Annotated in this window: 20 protein-coding genes and 1 pseudogene; 10 read left to right on the forward strand and 11 right to left on the reverse strand. The window is 37.6% G+C overall.

The features are described from left to right. Nucleotides 1-10: 10 nt before the first annotated feature. The 3 genes from rbtA to cxpE form a co-directional block, all read right to left on the reverse strand. On the reverse strand, nucleotides 11-1,864 hold the full coding sequence (gene rbtA, locus ABLC00_RS13940) for a rhombotarget A (RefSeq protein WP_006581839.1): 1,854 nt from the start codon (nucleotides 1,862-1,864) through the stop codon (nucleotides 11-13). 324 nt (nucleotides 1,865-2,188) lie between these two features. After that, on the reverse strand, nucleotides 2,189-2,887 hold the full coding sequence (gene hda / locus ABLC00_RS13945; protein WP_001249536.1) for a DnaA regulatory inactivator Hda: 699 nt from the start codon (nucleotides 2,885-2,887) through the stop codon (nucleotides 2,189-2,191). Nucleotides 2,888-2,907: 20 nt separating this feature from the next. Further along, nucleotides 2,908-4,101 carry a chloramphenicol efflux transporter CxpE gene (cxpE, locus tag ABLC00_RS13950; RefSeq protein WP_002052735.1) on the reverse strand — a complete coding sequence of 398 codons (1,194 nt, stop codon included), beginning with the start codon at nucleotides 4,099-4,101 and terminating at the stop codon, nucleotides 2,908-2,910. 135 nt (nucleotides 4,102-4,236) lie between these two features. Between cxpE and purM the strand changes: the two genes are divergently transcribed. Together purM and purN are read left to right on the forward strand one after the other, a co-directional pair. Further along, nucleotides 4,237-5,307 carry a phosphoribosylformylglycinamidine cyclo-ligase gene (gene purM, locus ABLC00_RS13955; RefSeq protein WP_000071984.1) on the forward strand — a complete coding sequence of 357 codons (1,071 nt, stop codon included), beginning with the start codon at nucleotides 4,237-4,239 and terminating at the stop codon, nucleotides 5,305-5,307. Continuing rightward, nucleotides 5,304-5,933, forward strand: coding sequence for a phosphoribosylglycinamide formyltransferase (gene purN, locus ABLC00_RS13960; RefSeq protein WP_002052470.1), 630 nt, complete (start codon nucleotides 5,304-5,306; stop codon nucleotides 5,931-5,933). Before purM ends, purN begins: the two co-directional genes overlap by 4 nt. Nucleotides 5,934-5,997: 64 nt before the next feature. Here purN and ABLC00_RS13965 read toward each other — a convergent pair whose 3' ends face one another. Then, nucleotides 5,998-6,807 (reverse strand): alpha/beta fold hydrolase, encoded by an 810-nt coding sequence (locus tag ABLC00_RS13965; RefSeq protein WP_004885735.1) that lies wholly within the window; start codon nucleotides 6,805-6,807, stop codon nucleotides 5,998-6,000. 19 nt (nucleotides 6,808-6,826) lie between these two features. Continuing rightward, the gene (gene sppA / locus ABLC00_RS13970) at nucleotides 6,827-7,843 is read right to left on the reverse strand and encodes a signal peptide peptidase SppA (RefSeq protein WP_009500454.1); all 1,017 of its coding nucleotides are present in this window, start codon (nucleotides 7,841-7,843) and stop codon (nucleotides 6,827-6,829) included. Between the two features lie 132 nt (nucleotides 7,844-7,975). On the opposite strand from sppA, the gene ABLC00_RS13975 reads away from it, so the two are divergent. Then, the gene (locus tag ABLC00_RS13975) at nucleotides 7,976-8,959 is read left to right on the forward strand and encodes a lysophospholipid acyltransferase family protein (protein ID WP_004707465.1); all 984 of its coding nucleotides are present in this window, start codon (nucleotides 7,976-7,978) and stop codon (nucleotides 8,957-8,959) included. Here the strand turns inward: ABLC00_RS13975 and ABLC00_RS13980 are convergent. The 3 genes from ABLC00_RS13980 to ABLC00_RS13990 all read right to left on the reverse strand — a co-directional run bounded on the left by ABLC00_RS13980 (nucleotide 8,912) and on the right by ABLC00_RS13990 (nucleotide 13,344). Continuing rightward, nucleotides 8,912-11,344 (reverse strand): DNA internalization-related competence protein ComEC/Rec2, encoded by a 2,433-nt coding sequence (locus ABLC00_RS13980; RefSeq protein ID WP_044422436.1) that lies wholly within the window; start codon nucleotides 11,342-11,344, stop codon nucleotides 8,912-8,914. The genes ABLC00_RS13975 and ABLC00_RS13980 overlap by 48 nt on opposite strands. Before the next feature lie 85 nt (nucleotides 11,345-11,429). After that, complete coding sequence (gene lolD / locus ABLC00_RS13985) at nucleotides 11,430-12,116, reverse strand: lipoprotein-releasing ABC transporter ATP-binding protein LolD (protein ID WP_004885722.1); 687 nt, start codon at nucleotides 12,114-12,116, stop codon at nucleotides 11,430-11,432. Then, a complete protein-coding gene (locus tag ABLC00_RS13990) occupies nucleotides 12,109-13,344 on the reverse strand; it encodes a lipoprotein-releasing ABC transporter permease subunit (protein WP_004707458.1) in 1,236 nt (411 codons plus the stop codon). The genes lolD and ABLC00_RS13990 overlap by 8 nt, the downstream gene beginning before the upstream one ends. Before the next feature lie 116 nt (nucleotides 13,345-13,460). Here ABLC00_RS13990 and ABLC00_RS13995 point away from each other — a divergent pair. After that, nucleotides 13,461-13,562 (forward strand): annotated as a pseudogene (locus tag ABLC00_RS13995) (PilZ domain-containing protein); the annotation flags it as partial. Between the two features lie 29 nt (nucleotides 13,563-13,591). Here the strand turns inward: ABLC00_RS13995 and ABLC00_RS14000 are convergent. Both ABLC00_RS14000 and ABLC00_RS14005 read right to left on the reverse strand, forming a co-directional pair. Next, a complete protein-coding gene (locus tag ABLC00_RS14000; RefSeq protein WP_004885721.1) occupies nucleotides 13,592-14,500 on the reverse strand; it encodes a DMT family transporter in 909 nt (302 codons plus the stop codon). A 10-nt stretch (nucleotides 14,501-14,510) separates the two neighbouring features. Beyond that, complete coding sequence (locus ABLC00_RS14005) at nucleotides 14,511-14,996, reverse strand: YaiI/YqxD family protein (protein WP_079377047.1); 486 nt, start codon at nucleotides 14,994-14,996, stop codon at nucleotides 14,511-14,513. Between the two features lie 256 nt (nucleotides 14,997-15,252). Here ABLC00_RS14005 and ABLC00_RS14010 point away from each other — a divergent pair, with 256 nt between their 5' ends. Together ABLC00_RS14010 and ABLC00_RS14015 are read left to right on the forward strand one after the other, a co-directional pair. Next, complete coding sequence (locus ABLC00_RS14010; protein WP_004707450.1) at nucleotides 15,253-16,194, forward strand: hypothetical protein; 942 nt, start codon at nucleotides 15,253-15,255, stop codon at nucleotides 16,192-16,194. Nucleotides 16,195-16,227: 33 nt separating this feature from the next. Continuing rightward, nucleotides 16,228-16,374 (forward strand): hypothetical protein, encoded by a 147-nt coding sequence (locus ABLC00_RS14015; protein WP_000691795.1) that lies wholly within the window; start codon nucleotides 16,228-16,230, stop codon nucleotides 16,372-16,374. Between the two features lie 58 nt (nucleotides 16,375-16,432). On the opposite strand, the gene serC is transcribed toward ABLC00_RS14015, so the two are convergent. After that, nucleotides 16,433-17,512, reverse strand: coding sequence for a 3-phosphoserine/phosphohydroxythreonine transaminase (gene serC / locus ABLC00_RS14020; protein WP_001203175.1), 1,080 nt, complete (start codon nucleotides 17,510-17,512; stop codon nucleotides 16,433-16,435). Between the two features lie 376 nt (nucleotides 17,513-17,888). On the opposite strand from serC, the gene ABLC00_RS14025 reads away from it, so the two are divergent. Genes ABLC00_RS14025 through ABLC00_RS14040 form a run of 4 tightly spaced genes read left to right on the forward strand, consistent with a single transcriptional unit; the run spans nucleotide 17,889 to nucleotide 22,729 of the window. Continuing rightward, entirely contained in the window at nucleotides 17,889-19,376 is a 1,488-nt protein-coding gene (locus ABLC00_RS14025) for a TolC family protein (RefSeq protein ID WP_004885717.1), read from the forward strand. Between the two features lie 12 nt (nucleotides 19,377-19,388). Next, complete coding sequence (locus ABLC00_RS14030; RefSeq protein WP_004885716.1) at nucleotides 19,389-20,507, forward strand: HlyD family secretion protein; 1,119 nt, start codon at nucleotides 19,389-19,391, stop codon at nucleotides 20,505-20,507. Nucleotides 20,508-20,510: 3 nt separating this feature from the next. After that, nucleotides 20,511-21,641 (forward strand): ABC transporter permease, encoded by a 1,131-nt coding sequence (locus tag ABLC00_RS14035; protein WP_006580551.1) that lies wholly within the window; start codon nucleotides 20,511-20,513, stop codon nucleotides 21,639-21,641. Beyond that, the gene (locus ABLC00_RS14040; protein WP_004885713.1) at nucleotides 21,638-22,729 is read left to right on the forward strand and encodes an ABC transporter permease; all 1,092 of its coding nucleotides are present in this window, start codon (nucleotides 21,638-21,640) and stop codon (nucleotides 22,727-22,729) included. The genes ABLC00_RS14035 and ABLC00_RS14040 overlap by 4 nt, the downstream gene beginning before the upstream one ends. Nucleotides 22,730-22,811: the final 82 nt, after the last annotated feature.

Below are 22,811 nucleotides of genomic sequence, written 5' to 3' on the forward strand. Positions count from 1 at the left end.
TCATCCCTGATTATGACTTGAAACGGCGCAATGCAATTAATCCGAATAATCCTAAAATTAATCCACCACCGACACTTCCCCCACCACCGGTACTAACAGACTTATCTTCAATACCAGATACAGGTTCTTGGACTACGGTTGCTGGAATCGAGACATATTGGAAATCGGTTCCATCATTAAATCTTGATACACTCGTAACGACTTGAATACTAAAAATGTCTGCACCATGCCAGTTTCCATTTGGCGTATAAACCACGTTTCCATTTTGGTCTATGGTTACACTACCTTTAGAGACTGGCGTATCAGTACTTTGTTTTATTTTTAGACAACCTGGTTGCCATTCTTTTCCATCGGGACGGTCACCAAATAAACGCTTACATGTAGCTGGTGTGACCAAATCTGCTTCACTTAAAGAATTTAAAATATTAAATTTTGCAACTTGTCCATATTTAATATCTTGCCCTACTGTTGCGATTTCATTATTTAAAATATATTCAATTGCCCCTAAATCACATAACTCATCATAACCACTACGATTTTTTCCACGTTGATCAAGTTTCTCACAACTCGCTAAACCAATTGATGAGCCATCACTATATAAACGTCCTTTATTAATAATTAAGGAGTCAGCTAAAGTGTTATAGCTCTCAAGTAATCGTGGTTTAAAAAAGCCAAGGAAACTATCTTTTGGTGTATTAAATGGACATAACAAGCCGTCTTTAGCGGTTACATCACATATGCCTTCATCACTATCACCCGCAATTAACTTTTCACTCGTAGGCAAAAGTATATTAGGCAGCTTTGCAGAAGCATTCCGATTACAGTCAGTGGTCACTAAGTTACTTTGGACAACAGTTTGATCATTTGTATTTGGAGTACAGTTAACCCCATTACCGACTAAAATACTGTTAGAAACAGAAGCATTTCCTTGAGGAGCATCTAAAAATAAACCTGCTGCATTTTTAATCATTGTAATATTATTAACAAACATTCCATCTTTAATGTTTGCAATAAAACCAACTTTATTATGGAAAAAGGTACTATTACTAAAGCCTATGGCACGTACATTTAAGTATCCACCAGTACTTTCATCATCAAATTTTGTTGCGCCATAAAATAAGGCACCATCTGCAGAAGAAACTTCATTATCTCGGACTACAGATTGGGTCACTAAATATAAAGGCTGTTCGCTGTAAATGACGCCGCCTTGGGTTGCTTTATTATTTTGAATCAAACTATTTATGATAGTTACAAAGCCAGCTGTTTGACCTGTTTTCGATAACAATCCTTGATTGTAAATCGCCCCACCCTGATTGGCATATCCACCAATCAATCGAGAGTTTTGAATAGTCAATTTTTCATGGTTTAAAATTAAACCACCTGTTAAAACATTAGAGTTTGCGCCTGCACCTTGTAAGTTAAGATCACTTAAGGTCACAGCAAAAGAAGCTTTTTCAACGCTACCATCATCAATTTTAAATAATTGATCTGTACCGACCATTTTGATAGTTGCATTATGAGAACCAGGCTGATCAGTATCAACTAATGTAGAATCATTTTTTACTGTACTAATTGTAAGGGGAGCTGTAATCGTTATTCTGCTATTTAAGCTATATTCTTGATCGCGCTGTAAAATAATATTTGATGAAGCATCTTTATTTCCACAACCATGATACCCATTTGCATATTTTTCAACGTCAGCTGCATTAGATGAGCCACGATAATTTAGGAACTGTACAGCTTCCCTAAGCGTACATACCGTATCATCTTTATCTTCATCAGCTAAACTTGTCACTTGAATATCAGCAGAATAAGCGTGCCCAGCAGCAGCCAATAATGCAAAAGCAATGCTCCGTTTGAGCATACCCTTCTCCTTACCTATTTTTTTCATTTTTCTTTGTCAATATTGCAAAGTGTCCACTTTTGCAATCGCATCCTTTGTGCGTACTTTGTCACAGGAATCAGAATTTCTCAAGATATTTTGATCGGTCTATCCGGTCATTTTGTTCATATAACTTTATAAATATTTGGTTATTTAAGCATCTATTGATATATGAAAATTTTCTTAGGAAAAAATTTAACAATACACTTTAAAGTTAAAAGCATAAGTATTTAATAGTTCATTATTTTTATAGCAAAAAACCCAAGTTCACCCCAACCAAAGAAATAACGAGATGTATGAAACAATTTATTGTTGGTACTCATCAATTAAAGCATAAATTTGTCTTAACGTTGCATTTGAAAGCTTAGTCTTCTCACCTTTAAGAAGTTTTTCTAACTGTGCTACGGTTTGTAATAAAACAGAAGCTTGATGCGGCCCATGTAAAAGTAAATAGTCGACAATCTGCTGATCGAAATGGATACCACGTCTAGCCATAACGGAAGTAACTAAAGCATAACGGTCTGCGTATAGACTTCCACTTGGCACTTTTACACTGACCGCTTGGGTAAGACGTGATTGCAAGTCTGGTAACTCGAGTTTTAGTTCAATCGGCGCAACCCGTGAAGAAAATACAAGTTGTCCTTCATGGTTATTCATTAAATGAAACACAGCTTTTTGCCAGTGTGGCACGCCACTAATAGATTCAATATCATCTAAAGCAACTAAATCATAATGCTCTAAACAAGTAATTGCCTCAATCGGAGCATCAAGAAGTTCCAACAGTGAAACTTTTATTGCTGACTTGCCTACTTCTAAATAAGAATCACAAATCGCTGAAAGCAAATGACTCTTACCTGTTCCAGCTCCACCATAGATATAAAATCTATTGACTAGACCTGCATGTAGTTGACGCACTGCATCGACTACATGCCCCCAACCTGGTCCCGAAAAATCACTGATTCGGGCATCAAGTTGAGGTTCTATATCCAGTTGGAGTTGACGCATATAATGAATTGGCCTTGAAATTATTTCTGATCTGAAAGATTTGGTGTATCTGTATCTTGCTGTGTTTTAACTTCAAGATCAAGTTTAGTATTTTCAGTTTCTACATGAATTTGCTGAATATTACCCTCTTGCACAAATAATTCCGAATACGCACCATAAAGGCTACTCTTTTCATAGTTATCCCTTAAGTGCTTTAAGAGTACAACAATGACCGCAGCCACTGGTAATGCGATGAGCATTCCTAAGAAACCAGCAAGTTGCGCGCCTGCCAAAACAGCAAATACAACAGCAACTGGTGAAAGACCAATTTTATCACCGAGTAGGAATGGTTGTAGAATATAGCCTTCTACAGCTTGACCAATCATAAAAACCACACCAACGAGTAACAAGTGAGTCCAGTCCATTCCAAACTGAAATAGACTTGCAATAATGGCTGCAATAATGCCGACTGCAAATCCCAAATAAGGAATAATACTGGCAAGGCCTGCCACCATACCAATAATAAGTCCAACCTCTAACCCAATTAATTGTAGACCTACCGCATAGACCACACCGAGCAAAAGCATAACGAGGAACTGACCTTTAACAAATGCTCCTAAAACACTATGGCATTCACGAACGATTTGTAAGGTAGTGGCTTCATATGGTCGTGGGATGAGACGACGTAAGTTCTGCAACATACGGTCCCAGTCTAATAAAAAATAAAAAGCGATAATTGGAATTAAAACGAGTGTTCCACCAATCTGAATAAAATTCAGACCTGATTGTGCAAGCTTTAATAAAACAGCCTGAATGCTATCGGCACTGTAATTGGTCTGGACATAATCCATAACCGCTTTGGACATTTGATCGGTATCGATTTCCATTTGTTGTACATGGAAGGTCGAAGAAATCCAAGGCAGTAGCTCTGCATTAATCCAATGAATTCCAGCAGGGATACTATCTCGAGCATAAACAAGTTGTTTCCAGATGAGTGGAACCAAATACCATAATGCAACAGTTAAAGTTACACCGATACCGATAAAAACGATGCTAATTGCCAACCAACGAGGGAGCTTAATTTTTACTAGAACATCGACAAGTGGACTGAATAAATAAGCCAGGAAAAAAGCACCAAGAAATGGAATGACCACAGGCTTGAGCAAGTATAATACCCATACCAGCAATACAATACCTGCGAGTAAGAAAATACGGCGCAGTATACGATCTTGCATAAAATCTAGCCTTTTTTGATTTAATCGTTATAAATGGAAAAATATTTTTATTAAAGATAGCATTTTCGAGCATAAATAACATAAGAGTTTCGTATATTCAGGTTATAATCTGCCGCCAATGCGGAGACTTCATTTATGAGCAACTCAACTTCTACCCCAAATACCGGTTTAAGCTACAAAGATGCGGGTGTTGACATTGAAGCGGGCGACGCACTGGTCGATCGTATCAAGTCAGTCGCTAAACGTACAACTCGTCCAGAAGTAATGGGCGGACTTGGTGGCTTTGGTGCACTATGCAAAATTCCTAAAGGTTACGAAGAACCTGTTTTGGTTTCTGGAACTGACGGTGTAGGTACTAAATTACGTTTAGCACTTAACCTTAATCGTCATGACACAATCGGCCAAGATCTTGTCGCTATGTGTGTTAACGATCTTTTGGTTTGTGGTGCAGAACCATTATTCTTCCTCGACTATTATGCAACTGGTCACTTAAATGTAGACGTAGCTGCAAACGTAGTTACTGGTATCGGTAAAGGTTGTGAACTTGCAGGTTGTGCACTTGTAGGTGGTGAAACAGCTGAAATGCCTGGTATGTATGAAGGTGAAGATTACGATCTTGCTGGTTTTGCAGTGGGTGTTGTTGAGCAAAGCAAAATTATTGATGGCTCTAAAGTAAAATCTGGTGATGTACTTATTGGTGTTGCATCAAGTGGTGCTCACTCAAATGGTTATTCATTACTACGTAAAATCCTTGATGTTAAGAATGTAGACTTAACTCAAGTGATTGATGGCCGTCCTCTTGCAGATGTCGCAATGGAACCAACACGTATTTATGTAAAACCAGTTCTTGAGCTTTGCAAACAAGTTGATGTGCATGCTATGGCACACATCACTGGTGGCGGTTTACCTGGTAACTTACCGCGTGTATTACCAAATGGTGCTCAAGCTGTCATTAATGAAGCTTCTTGGGAATGGCCAGAATTATTCAAACTTCTACAACGTGAAGGTAATGTAGAACGTTTTGAAATGTACCGTACCTTTAACTGTGGTGTAGGTATGGTGATTGCAGTTGACGCAAATGATGCAGAAAAAGCAATTGAAGTGCTTAATGCTCAAGGTGAAAAAGCTTGGAAAATCGGACATATCCAAGAAAATGCTGAATCAGTGGAAGGTGCAGACGAAAAAATTCGTGTGATCTTTGAATGATGAAAATTGCTGTTCTAGTCTCTGGGAACGGCAGTAACTTACAAGCCTTGATAGATGCACGTCTATCAGGGCAAATTGTAGGTGTATTGTCCAATAAAGCCGATGCTTATGCCCTAGAGCGTGCTCAAAATGCCAATATCGCAACAGCGGTAATTTCGCATAAAGACTTTCCTAGTCGTGCCGATTTTGATGAAGCGATGCATCAGCAACTTATGGCATGGCAAGCTGATATCGTTATTTTAGCTGGCTTCATGCGTATTTTAACTGCAAACTTTGTCGATAAATGGCAAGGTAAAATGCTCAATATCCATCCTTCGCTATTACCTGCTTATAAAGGTGTTAATACACATCAGCGTGTATTAAATACGGGCGATCGATTGCATGGTTGTACAGTTCACTTTGTAACTTCTGAACTTGATGCTGGTCAAGCAATTGCTCAATCTGCAATTGAAGTCAAAGAACATGACAATGTTGCTTCTTTGGCAGAACGTGTACATAAACTTGAGCATTTTATTTATCCTCAAGTTGCAGAATGGTTATGTAATGGCCAGCTGACATGGAAAGATGGACAAGCCTATTTCCGTAATCAAATTCTTGAACACCCTATTCGTTTTGCATCTTGGTAAAAGATTTGCTCAACGTAAGTAAAAAAAGGACATGCATGCATGTCCTTTTTTTATAAAAGTCTTATTAGCGCGAATTACTATCGATAAGCTTTTTAATATAATTCACTGTATCAATTGGATGCTCTAGAGGGAACATATGCCCTCCTTCAACCACACTAAATGGAATTCCCATTTTACGCTTTGCCATTTGAGGAAAACCTCTTTTTAAGAAAGCACTCTCTTTACCCACGACTAGATGTACAGGCATTTTCGGTTTTGGCATAGGTAGCCACCACCAAGAAGGATTTTTACGGAAAATCGCGACTTCATCTTCACGAGAAATAGTTAAAGTTACACCGCCACGAATTGGATCTTCTTTTAAAGCATAGTCAATATAGGCTTGAAAGCAGTCTTCATCAAAGTCTTTATAAAAACCTTTTGGACGTAACAATGCCGCGGCTTGCTCACGAGACTCCCAATGCTCACGACGACGTGCAGATAAACCCGCAGGTGTCATGTCATCGACTATTTTAGGTTTAAATAATTTTGCCATATGGAAAGCAAAAGAGTATCTACCCAAAATAAGAGGCGGATCTAGCATAATTACTTGTGAGAAAAGCTCAGGACGTTTAAAAGAGGCCATTAAAGTTAAAACTGAACCGAGCGAATGACCAAGTCCAATCACCTTGCGCCCCTTCGCTTGGCGTACAATACTATCAATCACCTGATCAACCAAAAAAGGCCAGTGATTGGTAATCGGATAACGTTTGTCAGGTCCAATGAGTGGAACATAAATCACGTCATACTCATCTTTTAATTGATCAAACAACTTTTGATACACCTTAGACGGCACGCCATTGGCATGCGCAAAGTGTATAACCGGTTTTACTGACATACCGTTATCCTGATTTAAATTATTGTAGCTTTGCGTCTTGGCTCGTCTCTAAACGTTGAGCAACTGACTCACTTAAACCTTTACCCATTTCTGCTCCCATTCGACCTAAAATAGATTGCAGTGGATTACGTTCAATTGTGTAGTCAACTTTATTATCAAGCTTCAGTTCACGCATCAAGCTCGTAATGTTACCTGAGCGGTCAGCGACACCTAACTGGATTGCTTGCTCGCCAGTCCAGAAAAGACCTGAGAAAATAGCAGGATCATTTGATTTTAAGCGTTTACCGCGTCCTTCTTTCACTGCATTAATAAAATGAGTGTGAACATTATCGAGTACAGATTGAATATGCTCTCGTTGTACAGGATTAATCGGTTTTGTCATACTTAAAATGTCTTTATTGGTGCCCGCTGTCAAAGTACGGTCTTCAATTCCAAGTTTTTGAGCTAAACCAGTAATGCCATAGTTCGGCATAATGACACCAATTGAGCCTACCAAACTTGATGGATTCACAATAATTTCATCAGCAGCAGAAGCAATATAATAAGCACCAGAAGCACCCATATCGCCAATCACTGCATAGACTTTCTTGTCAGGATGTTCTTTTTTCAAATAGCGAATTTCTTGCCAAATTTCATCCGACTGAACAGGAGAACCGCCAGGAGAATTAATATTAAGTGCAATTGCTTTGCTATTTGAAGCTTCAAAAGCACGCTTAAGCGCTTTGTTCGTATCTTCACTATTTACTGATTGATTGCTTGAAGCATCAATGGTTCCAACAATATCAACCACAGCCAGATGAGCACTGCTACTACTTGCAGCTGAGCCTTCTTTGCTGGTCGAACAACCTTTGCCCATTAACACAACAATGAACAATAGATAAATAAAAGTAAGTGTTTTAAAGAATATACCCCAGCGACGACTACGGCGTTGTTCTTCTACAGAAGCCAGTACAGCTTTCTCAAGGATTTGCCATTCCGGTCCGTTCTGTTTAGGGGTTATAGGTTCATTTTGTGGTTTTGGTGGCCAATCGGACATAAAATTCCAATCCAAATCAATCGAAATGATGTCATTATATACGTTGATTTGATAAAAACTGTCTAAATAATATGATTTCATTTATAATATTTTTGTCTTTTTTTACTTGTTGTTTCCTCCTTACTGCTATAGATGACCAGACCAGATTCAAAAAGCATGAACTATCAATTACTCAAAACATTTAGCCGACTACCTATTCAATTTGGGCGTTCTATTGCTCGTCTATTGGCTGGCCTTGTAAATACTTTAAAAATTACTAAAACTTCAAAAAGTATAGAGCTTAACTTAAGAATTGCACTGCCCCACTTAACACCACAGCAACGTATAGCAATTACAGAAAAAGCTGTACGTAATGAATTAACCTCATATTTCGAGTTTTTAAGTATCTGGGGTTCATCTAATGAAGAAAATATTGCTCGTATCCATCGGATAGAAGGCGAACAATACTTTCATGATGCTTTAGCAGCAAAAAAAGGTGTTGTGCTCATTGTTCCTCATTTTGGCACATGGGAAGTCATGAATGCATGGTGTGCTCAGTTCACAGCAATGACTATTTTATATAAACCAGTCAAAAATGATGATGCTGACCGTTTTGTACGAGAAGCTCGCAGTCGTGAACAAGCAAATCTAGTCCCAACCGATGAAACTGGTGTAAGACAAATTTTTAAAGCACTCAAACAAGGTGAAACTACAGTAATTTTGCCAGATCATACTCCGAACATTGGGGGAGATATGGTGAACTATTTTGGTGTGCCACTTGCTTCAAGTAATTTAAGTGCAAAACTCATCCAGAAGACTAAGGCAAAAGCTTTATTCCTTTATGCGATCCGTAATGAAAATGATGGTTTTACCATGCATATCGAACCAATGGATGAGAAGATCTATGAAGGAACTGCAGACGATGGTACTTATGTCATCCATCAGGCAATTGAGCAACTCATCCATAAATATCCAGAACACTATCACTGGAGCTATAAACGCTTTAAAGCAAACCCAGCTTTAGACAATGTTTATAATATTGACCCTGCAGAAGCGATTAAAACCGTGAATAGGCTCAAGGCTGAAGCTTTAGGGAACTCTACGCAACCAGAGGCGCTCAAAACGTCGGTTGTGTAAAACTATTTTTTGGTTTTCCAAAACAAAACTTAACGTTCCTTGCTCTACTGTACTTTTAAGCGGGATATGAAGGGCTTTTAAACGATTGATAACCTCTTGGCTTGGATGGCCATAAGGGTTATCAAACCCTGCCGATGCAATTGCCAGTTTTGGTTTTAGGGTTGCTAAAAAATCATAAGCCGAACTGTGCTTGCTTCCATGATGGCCTAATACCAAAACATCTACTTTTAAACTTGGATAGTCTTCTAACAATTCGTATTCTGCCTCCCATCCAGCGTCTCCCATAATCAGAAAATTTTGGTAATCACTAATTCCTTTAAAATGCAGATATACCACACAGGAATATTGATTCTGTTGAGAATGGACAAAAGCTAAATCTTTTTCTTTAGGCCATAAAATTTGAATATCTAATTCAGGATATTGCCATTGTTGACCTTGATGACAATACTGAAATGGCTGCTTTAGAGTAGTGGAAGATTGCTCATTTGAGAGAACCTGCTTTACAGGAATCTCCTGCTGAATGAAAGGAAAAGCCCCACTATGATCTTGATCAAGATGAGATAGCACAACACGATCTAATCGCTTTACTCCTTGTTGGCGTAAGAATGGAACTACAACATTTTGTCCAATACTAAATATTTTTTCATCGTAAGAACCGCCTGTGTCAATTAACCAGTTTTGTTCGAAATGTTGTAAAAAAATGGCCTGCCCCTGCCCAACATCTAAAATATTAAGCTGAATTTGCTGACTCGTGTTGTTCACAATAACTAAAGGTAAACAACATAATATTCCCCAAGTTTTGGGCAGAATTCCTTTAGGTAAAAATAAAATAATTATGGCAAAACTAATCGCTAATAAATACAGTGGTGTCAAGCTTATACCTTGTAATGGTAAAGAGAGTTTTTCTAATAAGCCCAAACAACTTAGCAATATGCTGAGCAAGATATCATTGAAATAAAAAAGCATGTTTCCAAATGGTTTGACAATAAACCATGTACAAGCAGCCAGAATATTTAAAGGAACAATAATCCCACCAACGATAGGCACCGCAACAATATTGGTTAATGGAGCAATCCAAGAAATTTGTTGAAAGAAAAGTAAGGTTAAAGGACTCAATGCAATAAAGATTTTGCCTTGAGACTCAATTAACACCTTAGTCATAAAATTCATTTTCGAGCGTAAGCTTAAAAAATGTTGATCAGGTATTTGAACTATAGTTTGATAAATTCTTAATAAAATAAAGCATGCCCCATAAGACAACCAAAAACCTGCAGACAAGACACTAAACGGGTCCATGAGTAATAATAAACTTGCGCTGTATACGAGCAATGCAAATGGTTTAAGAGGTTGTTTTAATACTATAAAAGAAATAAATATAAAGACTGACAACAATGTCCGTAGTGCAGGAATTTCGAACCCCACAAAAGCTGTATAAATTAAAACACCGAAACAGCATGGTATAGCCATCAAAACTTGTTTGGGTTTCCATAAGTAAATTTGAGGATAATAACGGCAGATGACTTGATGACAGGACCAAGACAACATGATGGCAAAAATAAGTACATGTGGCCCTGAAATCGCTAACAAGTGAGCAATTCCCAATTGTTTAAATTGTATTTGGGTCTCATCTGATAAAAGGCTTTCATCACCAGTCAGCAAAGCTAAAATTAGCCCTTTTTGTTGTAGTGAAGAATTTTGCAATAGATGCCTAAAATTTAAGCGCAGCTTTTCTATATTTATTTGAAATCTATTAAAAAAGGACTGCTGTTCTCTTGAATGCTGTTGATATCCCAATCGATAAATTTCATCAAGGCTTAAAGGCTCAATATACTGAACAATAAAACCAGACATTATATTTCGCTGAATAAACCACTTTTCCTGATCAAAAGCTCCTGCTGTGGCGTAACTATGAGCAGGTTTTGTTTTTCCAGATAGTCGATAGTAATGGCCTAATTGAAGTTCTTGATTGCTCTTCAACATACTTTGATTATCATTTTTTAAATACAGTAGCCAATTTACCGGATCTTTAGATAGGTTTAATACTTGAGCATTTTGTTGAACTTTATTGTCTTTTTCTTCACTTAGTTGATTTATATAAACAATAATATCGAGATTTTTTGAATCCATTTCTCTTTGTTGTAAGCGTTCGACCAACGCATTCTCGGCATATTGATACCCCACAACAAAAAGGCTGGCTGCACATAACAAAGAATACATTGCCTTTAAAAATGGTCGGCTAACGAATACTGAGCGTTTATAAAGATAAAAAATAAAGGCAAGTAACAGTAGAGCCTCGCCCACTTTTTCATATTGCATGATTAAAGGGAAATCTATTCCCATCAATGCAATACCGCCAACCCACCCCAATAGAATAATCTTAAACATTTAAAAATCTAGTCATTATCATTTTAGGGGCAAAATTAAAGCCCAACTCAGTGGGCTTTAACAATGTGATTTAATGACAATTTTTTTAAGAACCGTTTACCCACAGCCCATCTTCCATATGCAAGATTGAATCTGCTGCCTGAGCTAATTGCTCATCATGGGTCACAATTAACATGGCCATGTTTAGTTCTTTCTTAAGATCGGTGAGCAACTCGAAAATACCTACTGCTGTTTTACGATCTAGGTTACCCGTAGGCTCATCAGCTAGTACTACCGCAGGCTTAGTCACTAATGCACGAGCAAGCGCAACACGTTGACGCTCACCACCTGAAAGTTCACCTGGTTTATGGTCCATACGATGAGATAACCCAACTCGATCTAACAAATATTCAGCCTGGGCCTTAACCGACTTATATTGACTGTCCGCTCGAAGCATCAAAGGCATTGCCACATTTTCAAGCGCACTAAATTCAGGCAATAAATGGTGAAACTGGTAAACGAAACCTAAATACTGATTACGTTGAAAACCACGTTCTGCTTCACCCAAGTTATCAAAGCGCTGACCATTTAAAAAGACTTGGCCTTGGGTTGGTTGATCTAAGCCACCGAGTACATGTAACAAAGTACTTTTACCTGAACCACTTGCACCAACAATAGATACAAACTGCCCTGCTTCAACTTGTAAAGAAAGACCTTTAATGACTTCAACCTTAGATTTACCATCATCAAAATGCTTATAAATATCTTTTGCTTCTAGAACGACTTTACTCATAACGCAATGCCTCGGCAGGTTGAACTTTGGCTGCACGAAGCGCCGGATAAATAGTTGCCAAGAAACTTAAGAGTAAAGAAACAATCACGATAATTGTCACGTCTTGCCATCTTAAGTACGAAGGTAAGTAATGTACAAAATAGGCATCGAACAAATTAAGTCCAAGAACATTATTAAACCAAGAAATAATATCACTGATCGTAAGTGCCAAAATTACACCTAAAACCGTGCCCGCAACTGTACCAATCACACCAATCACTGTACCTTGCACCATAAAGATTTTAGTAATCATGGATGGTGACGCACCTAAAGTACGTAAAATTGCAATGTCCGATTTTTTGTCAGTTACCACCATGACCAAAGACGAAACAATGTTAAATGCAGCAACCACAATAATCAGTACAAGTAATAAACCAACTAATGTTTTTTCCATTTGAATGGCATTAAACAAATTACCGTGTGTATAGGTCCAGTTCGTTGCGTAGAAATTGCTTGGCAAGTTTTTCACAATATCATCGGCAACTTGAGGTGCTGCAAAAATATCATCCATTTTTAAACGGACGCCTTGAGCACCATCAGGTAAACGCAATAAAGTCGATGCATCATATAAAGCAATGTATCCGACCATTGAGTCCACTTCAGCACCTACGCTGAAAATACCCACCACTTTAAAGCGCTTAAAACGAGGCACAACACCTGCTGGAGATGGCGTTGCTTCTGGTAATACTAATGTCACACTGTCATTTAGACGTAAACCAAGTGAATCGGCCATGTCTTTACCAAGCACAATACCGAACTCACCCTTTTTAAGTGAGTCGAGGCTACCGGCAACAATATGATTTTGAATGATAGACACATTCTTTTCATATTTCGGATCAATACCCGTCACCATGATACCAGCCACTTGCCCTTGAGCAGTTAACATACCTTGTAATTGAGTAAAAGGTGCAACTCCAGTCACATGGGGATGATTTTCAACTCGTTTAATCAGCTCAGGCCAATCCGTAAGAATTTGCGTTGAAGAAACTGTCGCTTGCGGTACCATTCCCAAAACACGATTTTTCAATTCGCGGTCAAAACCGTTCATTACAGAAAGTACCGTGATCAGTACAGCGACACCAAGTGTCAAACCGACCATCGAAACCAATGCAATAAAAGAAATAAAATGATTACTGCGTCGTGCGCGAGTATATCTCAACCCTATATACAGTGAGATTGGTTTAAACATACCTTCTAAATCCAAGGTCATTGATGGAAAATAGAGAAGTGCGATCCACACTTCTTATTTAGCCATATCGTTAGATGCTGTATTAAGGTTTAAAAATCAGTAAGTTCTGACCTACCCTTAACAATCCTAATATTATATTGCTGCGCTATTTTCTACTACTTAAGATATGAGATCAATTTGATCATGCATTTAGCTACGAATTAGAACAATTTAATGAATAAGCTCAACAAATTACCCTCATCTTCTCCTATTTAGATTTAATATGTTGGGCAAAATTACGGTTTGCTTGAATGTCTTTATAGAAATACAGGAATAGACCAAACAAGATAATAAATGCCCCCACAAAAACCATCATTGAAAGATGTTCATGGTTTAAAACAGCACCAATCATCATAGCTAACATAGGCGTAATAACGGTTGTAAGCGATAAAGTAGTTGCTTTGATATTTTGTACAAGTTTGAAATAACAGAACATAGCAACGAGTGAAGCCATAAGAACTGTATAAATTAGAGCAAATAAGGATTTAGCTTGCGGCAAATGGGTCGGAGCATATTGCCAAATAAATGGAATAAGACAGCTCGCCAAAAGCGATGAGACCAAGATTGAACCTGTTGCCTGAGCCATAGGTTGAATTTGGGCATTCACTTTTTTTACCCAAAAAATAGAAAATGAATAAACAAAAACACTGATCAACATTAAAACAATGCCAAATGGATGCACGTGCTGACCAGATCCATTCAAACAAATGATTGCTAGACCACAAACGGCAATCGCCATACCAAACCACTGCAATTTATAAAGATGCTGACCAAAAGCAAAACGGCCAATTAATCCAGCCATGATAGGCGCCAGACCAAACATGAGTGCGATCATGCCTGAACTTAAATATTGAGTTGCAGCATAAGTAAAAATTTGAGAGCCAATTAAACTAAAAGACCCTGCAAAATAACTATGGAGAGCTTGCTTATGAGTGGGAAAAGAAGTTTTTAGAATAAGTAAAACAATAACTGAAAGAGGTAAAGCAATATAAAAACGTAATAGTAAGGCCCACATGACATGTAAGTCAGACACGCTCCATACAATGGCTAAAGGTGTCGTTGCCCAAATAAATACAAGCAAGACATAAGTTGAAGCCAAGTTGGTCTGGGATGGCATAAGAAGCTCACTAAGCAGTTTTACGTTTTTGCTTTAAAATTGTTTGGTCGAGTGCACTGGAAAATTCACGCTTATCACGTTCTGAAATTGGAGGAGGACCACCTGTCTGGACTCCAGCACCACGCAGCGTGTCCATAAAGTCACGTAAGTGCAATCGTGCCTTAACATTTGCAGTGGTATAAATCTCACCACGTGGATGAATCGCGATACCACCTTTTTCAATAACTTGAGCAGCAAGCGGAATATCTTGTGTAATGACAATGTCATTTTCAGACATACGATCAACAATTTCCTGATCGGCCTGATCAGCCCCACTTAAAACCTGTATTGATTTAATGCGTACCGATGGGGTAATGCCGACATTTTGATTGGCTACAAAAATCACTTCTAACTGATAACGATCTGAAGCTCGCAAAATGACTTCACGCAGAATTTTAGGTAATGCATCTGCGTCTACCCATAACTTAAATGGCAGCACGTTATTCTCTATTTCCACTAAAAATATAAGTCTAACAGATGCATTTCATTAGAGAATAGCGCTAAATATAAAACTTGTTTTCTAAATTTAATTTTAACAATCTCTTAAAAGTCGACTATATTCACTCTTAAAAGCACGTGTTTTGCCTATTGAAAGGCTTTTTAATAAGTAAATATGTGCTTTTGCAAGAGAATTTACATATGTTGACTTGAAAAATAGCAATTACCCTCGATTTAATATAACAAGTGAGATAAACCCAACATCAATCGTACTTATGAAAAATCAAAACAGTCCAGAAGTTATTACGGTAAACGACCAAAATTTTGGTAGTCATGGCGAGCATTGGAATCTACTGACCGCCCATCCAGAGACAGATGTACCAAAATGGCTTGGACTGGCGCTTGATGCTCCTGTAATGCCAATGGGTTTATGCCAAAGTGAAGATGAAATGGATCAATCTTTTTGGCTGATTCAAGGTCCTCAAGGGCAAAATGTCACCATTAACCAAATTATTGCAGTTGAAAATCAAAAGCCTCGTGCTTTAAAAACAGCATTTCCTAGTTTTGAAAGCCCGTATCAATATAATGCACAAATTGAACGCATCATTACTTGTGATTCAGCAACTCAGGCAGTATTAAGTTTAAGATTAAATAAAAATACGACTGTTTATGCATTTGATAATTTATTTAGTGTTAATCGTTGTCAATATGACAAAACCCAAACTTACCAAGTTCAATTTAATGCATGGGCTTATGAATTAGAGTCCGTCCCTGCCGGCGAAACAATTGTTGTAGATGATCCGGCATCAATTAAGCATCACCGTGCGTTAAATGCAATTTTAACTGAAAATAATGGTATTGCACCTGAAAACCTACAAGAACTCATTAATGAATGGCAACCGAAAACTGAGGAAGATCAACAACCTGTGACGGTTGATTTTTCAAAAATGGTTGCATATTTATATGGGGAAAATCTTGGTCAAGAAGACGAAGCATGGTTCCAAGGTAATATTGTCGGTAAAACTTCAATGACATTTATGGGTGCAGAATATACCCTTTACGATGTCACTTTAGTTTTAGAAGACAATCTTCCTGCCATATTAGTGCGCATCGCGACCCAAAATGATTTGTACAAAAACTTTAATATTGGTGAATATATTCGCGGTAATATCTGGATTCAGGCGAATATTTATGCTAAAAATAGTGAAACTAATTGAATTTCACTAATATTTTAAAAATTAGGCTATTGAATGAAGATTATACCTGAACAAACCACCAGCCTCATTCAAACTAGTAACCCACGTATAAGGGTCGATACTGGTGCGTTTTGCTTTTTCGTTTTAGGTATGTTCTTAGCCGCGATGATGATACATCAATTTGGTTTTATGCCTTTTTAATTAATAAATTATATAAAAATAAAGCCCTCTTTTTGAGGGCTTTATTTTTTTGATTTACTTAACCATTACGTTTAGCAAAATCATCCATAAAGCGAATAAGTGCTTGCACGCCTTCTAATGGCACAGCGTTATAAATACTTGCACGCATACCCCCAACTGAGCGGTGACCGGCCAAGTTCAATAAATGATTTTCTTCAGCTTCTTTCAAGAATTGCTTTTCTAAAGCTTCATCTGCCAAAGTGAATGGTACATTCATAATTGAACGGTTTGGAATAGCAATCGGGTTATTATAAAAATCGCTTGAATCGATATAACCATAAAGTAACTGAGCTTTTTCAAGGTTAACTTTATGAATAGCGTCTACCCCACCCTGCTCTAGTAACCATTCGAATACTAAACCAGACAAGTACCAAGCATAAGTTGAAGGAGTATTTACCATAGAACCATTTTTCGCTTGGTCACCATATTTTAAAATGCTTGGAATTTCTGGCTTAGCTTGGTCAAGTAAATCATCACGAACAATAACGATTGTTAAACCAGCAGGACCAATATTTTTTTGTGCGCCAGCATAAATTAAACCAAACTTGGTCACATCTAATGGAGCCGATAAAATACTTGATGAATAGTCGCATACAAGTGGCGCTTTAACATCAGGAATACCTGCAAACTGTAATCCGCCAATTGTTTCGTTATCTGCATAATGAACATATGCTGCATCGTCAGACAAGTTCCATTCGCTTTGATCAGAGATGGCGAACTTACCATCTACTTTAATACCTGCTTCTACAGTATTAATATCACCATAGCGTTTTGCTTCTTTTAACGCTTTTTCAGACCAAATTCCTGTATGGATATAATCTGCTTTGTTATTTTTACCAAGCAGGTTTAAAGGAATTGCTGAAAATTGTAATGACGCGCCGCCTTGTAAAAACAGTACTTTATAGTTTTCAGGAATATTCATAAGCTTACGCAAATCTGCTTCAGCTTTTTCAGCTACGGCAACATAGTCAGCACTACGGTGACTCATTTCCATGATGGATAGACCTTTACCTTGCCAATCCAACAACTCTTTTTGAGCTTTTTCTAAAACGGCAGTAGGTAATGCAGCAGGACCAGCACAGAAATTGTACGCGCGCATGATTTTTCCCTTGTAAAGTGAAACACAATAAAAAAAGGCATTTAACCACAGATTGCTTAAGCTTGCAGCAGCTTCTCTAGTAAATATTTCAATGCTAGGGCGTATTTAGGTTTATTTTTTCAATAACTATTTTATTTATTTCTTTGCTTTCACTTATTTTTTTATAAGTTTTATTAAATAAAGTTCAACTTGACTTGTTAATCGAGTTCCCCATACTGTGAGGAATATATAAAGTTTGCTGTATGATTTTCCGTCAAGCAAAATAAACTCAAAATCATTTTGTGCTTTTATACAATTGTATAATAAACAATATGATAATTGAATTTAATAACAAGAAATTTAAACTATAAGGGATGATCAAAAATTGTTATATAAAATGCCAACACATCAGTATCGACAGTCAATACGCCCTTTTTTCTTTAAACCCAATTACCTTGCGTTGGTATTGGGAGTATTTATTGCAACGCCTATTTATGCACAAAGCTTAAGTTATGCTGAAGCAGAACAACAAGCTTTAAAAAGCTCGTATAGCACTCAAGCCAACCAAGCTTTACAACAAGCCTCTCAATTAGAAGCCGAAGCAGTAAAAGGTTTAGGCTTACCCAGAGTTGATTTAAACGTTAGAGCATACGCGTTTCATAGTGAAACAGATGTGCCACTTAGTGGTTTTAAGCAAAAACTTGAGAATGATTTAAGCCAAGGATTAAACGACAAATTGTCTCAGTGGAACAATGTCATTCCATCAGATGTTTTAGGACAAGTTCAAGAAGGTTCAAACCAAATCATCCATGATGGAATCAATCGTTTTCCTAACTATGCTAATTTGACTGTAGAAGACCAAGTAGTCCGCCCCTCTATTTCAGTTGTGATGCCAATCTATACAGGAGGCTTGACGACTAGTGCAAAGAAAATAGCTAATATTCAAGCTCAACGTTCCGAGCTTTCAAGCCAACAACAGCAAGATATACAGCGCTTCGAAGTCGTACAAAGTTACTTTAATGTGCAATTACAACAACAACTGGTCGCGAGTAGCTTATTTAACTTTAATGCAATGCAAAAGCATTACAGCAACGCGCTAAAGCTCGAACAGCAAGGTTTTATTAGTAAAGGACAACGCATGCAATTTGAAGTTGCCCGTAACAATGCCGAACGAACTTTACAAAATGCTCAAGCAAATCTGAATGCCAGCCAATTCAGTTTAAACAATCTTCTTCATCAGCAAAGTAATCCTGATTTGAGTACTCCTCTTTTTGTAAATACAGTTCGTAGCCAATCGTTAGAATCTCTTTTAAGTAGTTATTCTCAAAAATCGAGCCTGGTGCAAAAAATGCAGTTAGACACTCAATTGGCTAATGCGAATATTCAGGCTCAACAAGCAGCTAAAAAGCCAAGCCTCTTTGCTTTTGGTGAATATTCACTCGATGAAAATGAAAACTGGATTGTAGGTGTCATGGCAAAATACAATCTGTTTTCTGGCGTAGATAAAAATAAGAATATTCATGCTGCCGAGTTAAAACGTTATGCCTCAGAACTCATGACTGAACGAACTAAACAAGAGATTGAAGCTTTATTGAATAAGTCTTATAACGAGCTCAATTCAGCGCAGCAAAGTCATACCTTACTTCAAAGAAATATCAATGCAGCTCAAGAAAACTTACGTATTCAGGAGCTTTCTTTCCGTGAAGGTATGGGAACAGCCACACAAGTCATTGACGCGCAAAATGCGTTAAGTGCTTTAAAAACAGAAATGGCTTTAAATGCTTATAAATATGTCATGTCGCTCGCAACGCTATTGCAAAGCCATGGTTCTATGGATCAGTTTAAAGCTTATGTGACTCAACCACACACCGACTATATCCGCTAATGGGGGCATAACATGAATCAAGAAACATCTTCTTCTCAGCAAGATTCACCTGTTACGGATACAGAGCATACAGGTCAAGATCAACAAAATATTCAAACCGACAATGCGCAAGAAGTAAAAACGAGTAAAAGTTCTCAACAGCCTAAAAGTTCAAAAATTAAACTAATTATTGCGGTGGTCACTATTGCTCTATTAGGGCTAATCATTTTCGGTTTATGGAAAAGTTATCAACCTAAGCCTATTGAGTTACAAGGCAGAGTTGAGGCTGAAACGATTCACGTCAGTACTAAAGTTCCAAGTCGTATTGAAGAAATTTATGTGCAAGAAGGCCAAAAAGTCTCTAAAGGACAACCTCTGGTTCGTTTAGTCAGCCCAGAAATTGAAGCTAAAAAGCAGCAAGCTTTAGCTACACTACAATCAGCTTTAGCTTTTCAGTCTACTGTAGACCGTGGTTCGCAACAGGAAAATATTGATACACTTTATGCCAACTGGCAAAGTATGAAAGCTCAAGCGAACCTTGCAAAAACCACTTATCAACGTGGTGAAAATTTATATAGACAAGGTGTTATTTCTCGTCAAAGACGAGATGAGATGTTAGCTGCACAAACCTCTGCTCAAGAGTTAAGTGAAGCAGCTTATCAACAATATGCTCGAGCAAAGCGCGGAAGTACCAGTCAGCAGAAATCTACAGCAGATGCACAAGTTGATATTGCCAAAGCAGCAGTCAGTGAAGCTCAAGCACTTGAGGCAGAAACCCGCCTACTCGCTCCTATTTCAGGTACAGTTTCAAAAACTTATGGCAAACCTTCTGAACTCGTTGCGATGGGTGTACCGGTTGTCAGCATTTTAGAAGATGATGATTTGTGGGTGAGTTTAAATGTCGGTGAAAATCAGTACGCTTCTGTTTATAAAAACAAAACGCTAGAGGGATTCATTCCTGCGCTGAATCAAACCGTAATGTTTAAAGTGAAAAATATTGATGCCGAAGGTGAATTTGCCACCATTAAAACCACACGTCAAACCGGCGGTTATGATATCCGTAGCTTTAAATTGCATTTGGTACCTGAGCGTCCTGTCAAAGATTTAAAAGTTGGCATGAGTGTTCTATTTAAAATTAAAGAAGAAAAATAAAGCATGTTTGCCAGTATATTACGTGAACTAAACTATCTAAGAAGCAATAAATGGGATTTGTGTATGGTGACACTTATCCCTGCTTTTATCATTTTTTTGTTTAGCAGCATGTTTTATGCAGGTAAGGCTGAACATTTACCTATCGCGGTTATTGATCAGGATCAAAGTGAGCTGAGCCGCAATATTGAAAAGTATCTTTCGTTAAATCATACAGTAGATGTTAAAACAATTACTACAAGCTCGACCGAAGCTGAAAAACTACTCAATGAAACCAAAATTTGGGGCTATGTTTTTATTCCTGACGGCGCTGAAAAACGTTTTGTAAAAGCTCAAGACGCACAAATCAGTATTGCTTTTAATCAGTCATTTTTTAGCGTAGGAAATACGATTTCCTCAGCAATGCTAGTCAGTACACTCAATGCTTTAGCAGACTATGCAGGCCAGAGTTATCTTGCAAATAATATTCCTTATTTAGATGTCCCTACAGCGCACGTTAAAATTTCAACACTCTATAACCCAAGTATGAGCTATGAATTTTATTTAGAACCTTTCATGGTTCCTGCTGTTTTGCATCTATTACTCTGTTGTTGTGTGGCTTTTGCTATTGGACAAGAGCTTAAACGCGGCACATTAACCCAGTGGGTCAACCGTGAAAATTTTATTCGCGGCTTACTGGCTAAAAATTTACTTTATAGCTTTATTTTTTGTCTCTGGACTTGGTTATGGATGTTTTGGCTCGTTGAGATTCGCGGTTGGTTTGTAGCAGGTTCTCTTAGTCTTTTATTAGCTGCCCAGTTTTTGCTTTATTTTTCTTATGCACTCATTAGTAGTACTGTTATTTTAGCTACCAAAAATTTAAGTAAAACTTTTGGTTTTATTGCAGTATACGGCGGGTCTTCTTTAAGTTTTGCAGGGGTTACCCTACCTTTAAATAACGCACCGATTTTCACTAAATTTTGGTCTTTAATTATTCCATATACACCTTATGCAAAGCTCCAAACCGAACAATGGGTGATTGGAAGTCCACTTTTTATTTCAATGACGCCCTTTTTAATACTGATTGGCTACTGCCTTATTTATTTTATTTTGAGTTCCTTGCTGCTTAAAAAACTAGTTCGGGGGGCAGCGCAATGAAAGAGTTCTTAAAGGCTTATGCCCAAACGTTTAAAGATATTGTTGGTAACAGTTCGGTTTTCACGACACTGATTTTATCAGTCATTCTTTATAGCTTTTTTTATCCAACTGCTTATAAAGCTGAACGTGCCGAATCAATTCCAATTGTCGTGGTTGATGAAGAACAGAGTCTTTTAAGCTCTCAAATTATTGGACAAGCAAGCAATAGTCCGCACGTTAAAATTGTTAATGTGACTGCTAATTTTCTCCAAGCTGAGCAAATGGTTCGCGAGCAAAAAGCAGATGGTATTTTGCTTTTACCCAACAACTTAACACAGAGCCTACGCCGCGGAGAAACTGGTGGAATTGGCTTATACTTAAGTACAACCAACTTTTTAAAAACTAAAGAAATTGGGTTAGGTCTTGCTACATCTATTGAGGCCACATTAAAAGAATATGTTGAAAAATTTGGAGAGCGTACACATTTCCAACCAGCCCTTTCTATTCATCAGGTTCCTTTATTTAACCCTCTTTCAGGTTATGGAAGCTATATTTTTCCAGCAGTTGCAACACTCATTATTCATCAAACGATTGTATTAGGCTTAGCCATGCTGATTGCAAGCTACCGCGAAAAGCATGAAAAAATTACCTCCATTCGCTTTGCTGGAATTTTTGCCAGCCTCTTTACGACTGGTTGTTTAAGCAGTTTTTACCTTTTTGGTTTTACCTTGTGGTTCAACGACTACCCACACGGTGGAAACTTTATTGGTTTACTCGTCGCGGTTCCTATTTTTATTAGTTGTGTGATTGGATTAGGCATGTTAGTTGGTTCACTTTTAGATATGCCTGAACGTGCCGGACATATTATCGTATTTAGTTCAGTTCCTCTTTTCTTATTAACTGGTACCGCATGGCCCCACCATGCCATGCCTGAATGGCTAGAATGGTTTGCTTGGTGCTTACCTTCTACACACGGTGTACAAATGTTTGTACAGCTTAATCAAATGGGTGTTCCTTTAAATGTGGTGATTCCTAAATTGATTTTTCTTGCAACAATTGGAATCATTTTTTTAATTATTGCTCATTCACGTTTAAAAAATTCCAAATAAATTTAAGGGCTCATAAATGTGCATAAATTATATTTTTATTTACTATAAAATCTTATAGTTAAAGCTTATTTCTTAAATAATT

It is taken from the genome of Acinetobacter nosocomialis, from assembly GCF_041021905.1.
Classification (GTDB): domain Bacteria; phylum Pseudomonadota; class Gammaproteobacteria; order Pseudomonadales; family Moraxellaceae; genus Acinetobacter; species Acinetobacter nosocomialis.

Excerpts from the sequence above, each read along its gene's own strand:
- rbtA (WP_006581839.1), bottom strand. The coding sequence starts at position 1,864 with ATGCTCAAACGGAGCATTGCTTTTGCATTATTGGCTGCTGCTGGGCAC.
- hda (WP_001249536.1), bottom strand. The coding sequence starts at position 2,887 with ATGCGTCAACTCCAACTGGATATAGAACCTCAACTTGATGCCCGAATC.
- cxpE (WP_002052735.1), bottom strand. The coding sequence starts at position 4,101 with ATGCAAGATCGTATACTGCGCCGTATTTTCTTACTCGCAGGTATTGTA.
- purM (WP_000071984.1), top strand. The coding sequence starts at position 4,237 with ATGAGCAACTCAACTTCTACCCCAAATACCGGTTTAAGCTACAAAGAT.
- purN (WP_002052470.1), top strand. The coding sequence starts at position 5,304 with ATGATGAAAATTGCTGTTCTAGTCTCTGGGAACGGCAGTAACTTACAA.
- ABLC00_RS13965 (WP_004885735.1), bottom strand. The coding sequence starts at position 6,807 with ATGTCAGTAAAACCGGTTATACACTTTGCGCATGCCAATGGCGTGCCG.
- sppA (WP_009500454.1), bottom strand. The coding sequence starts at position 7,843 with ATGTCCGATTGGCCACCAAAACCACAAAATGAACCTATAACCCCTAAA.
- ABLC00_RS13975 (WP_004707465.1), top strand. The coding sequence starts at position 7,976 with ATGACCAGACCAGATTCAAAAAGCATGAACTATCAATTACTCAAAACA.
- ABLC00_RS13980 (WP_044422436.1), bottom strand. The coding sequence starts at position 11,344 with ATGTTTAAGATTATTCTATTGGGGTGGGTTGGCGGTATTGCATTGATG.
- lolD (WP_004885722.1), bottom strand. The coding sequence starts at position 12,116 with ATGAGTAAAGTCGTTCTAGAAGCAAAAGATATTTATAAGCATTTTGAT.
- ABLC00_RS13990 (WP_004707458.1), bottom strand. The coding sequence starts at position 13,344 with ATGTTTAAACCAATCTCACTGTATATAGGGTTGAGATATACTCGCGCA.
- ABLC00_RS14000 (WP_004885721.1), bottom strand. The coding sequence starts at position 14,500 with ATGCCATCCCAGACCAACTTGGCTTCAACTTATGTCTTGCTTGTATTT.
- ABLC00_RS14010 (WP_004707450.1), top strand. The coding sequence starts at position 15,253 with ATGAAAAATCAAAACAGTCCAGAAGTTATTACGGTAAACGACCAAAAT.
- ABLC00_RS14015 (WP_000691795.1), top strand. The coding sequence starts at position 16,228 with ATGAAGATTATACCTGAACAAACCACCAGCCTCATTCAAACTAGTAAC.
- serC (WP_001203175.1), bottom strand. The coding sequence starts at position 17,512 with ATGCGCGCGTACAATTTCTGTGCTGGTCCTGCTGCATTACCTACTGCC.
- ABLC00_RS14025 (WP_004885717.1), top strand. The coding sequence starts at position 17,889 with ATGCCAACACATCAGTATCGACAGTCAATACGCCCTTTTTTCTTTAAA.
- ABLC00_RS14030 (WP_004885716.1), top strand. The coding sequence starts at position 19,389 with ATGAATCAAGAAACATCTTCTTCTCAGCAAGATTCACCTGTTACGGAT.
- ABLC00_RS14035 (WP_006580551.1), top strand. The coding sequence starts at position 20,511 with ATGTTTGCCAGTATATTACGTGAACTAAACTATCTAAGAAGCAATAAA.
- ABLC00_RS14040 (WP_004885713.1), top strand. The coding sequence starts at position 21,638 with ATGAAAGAGTTCTTAAAGGCTTATGCCCAAACGTTTAAAGATATTGTT.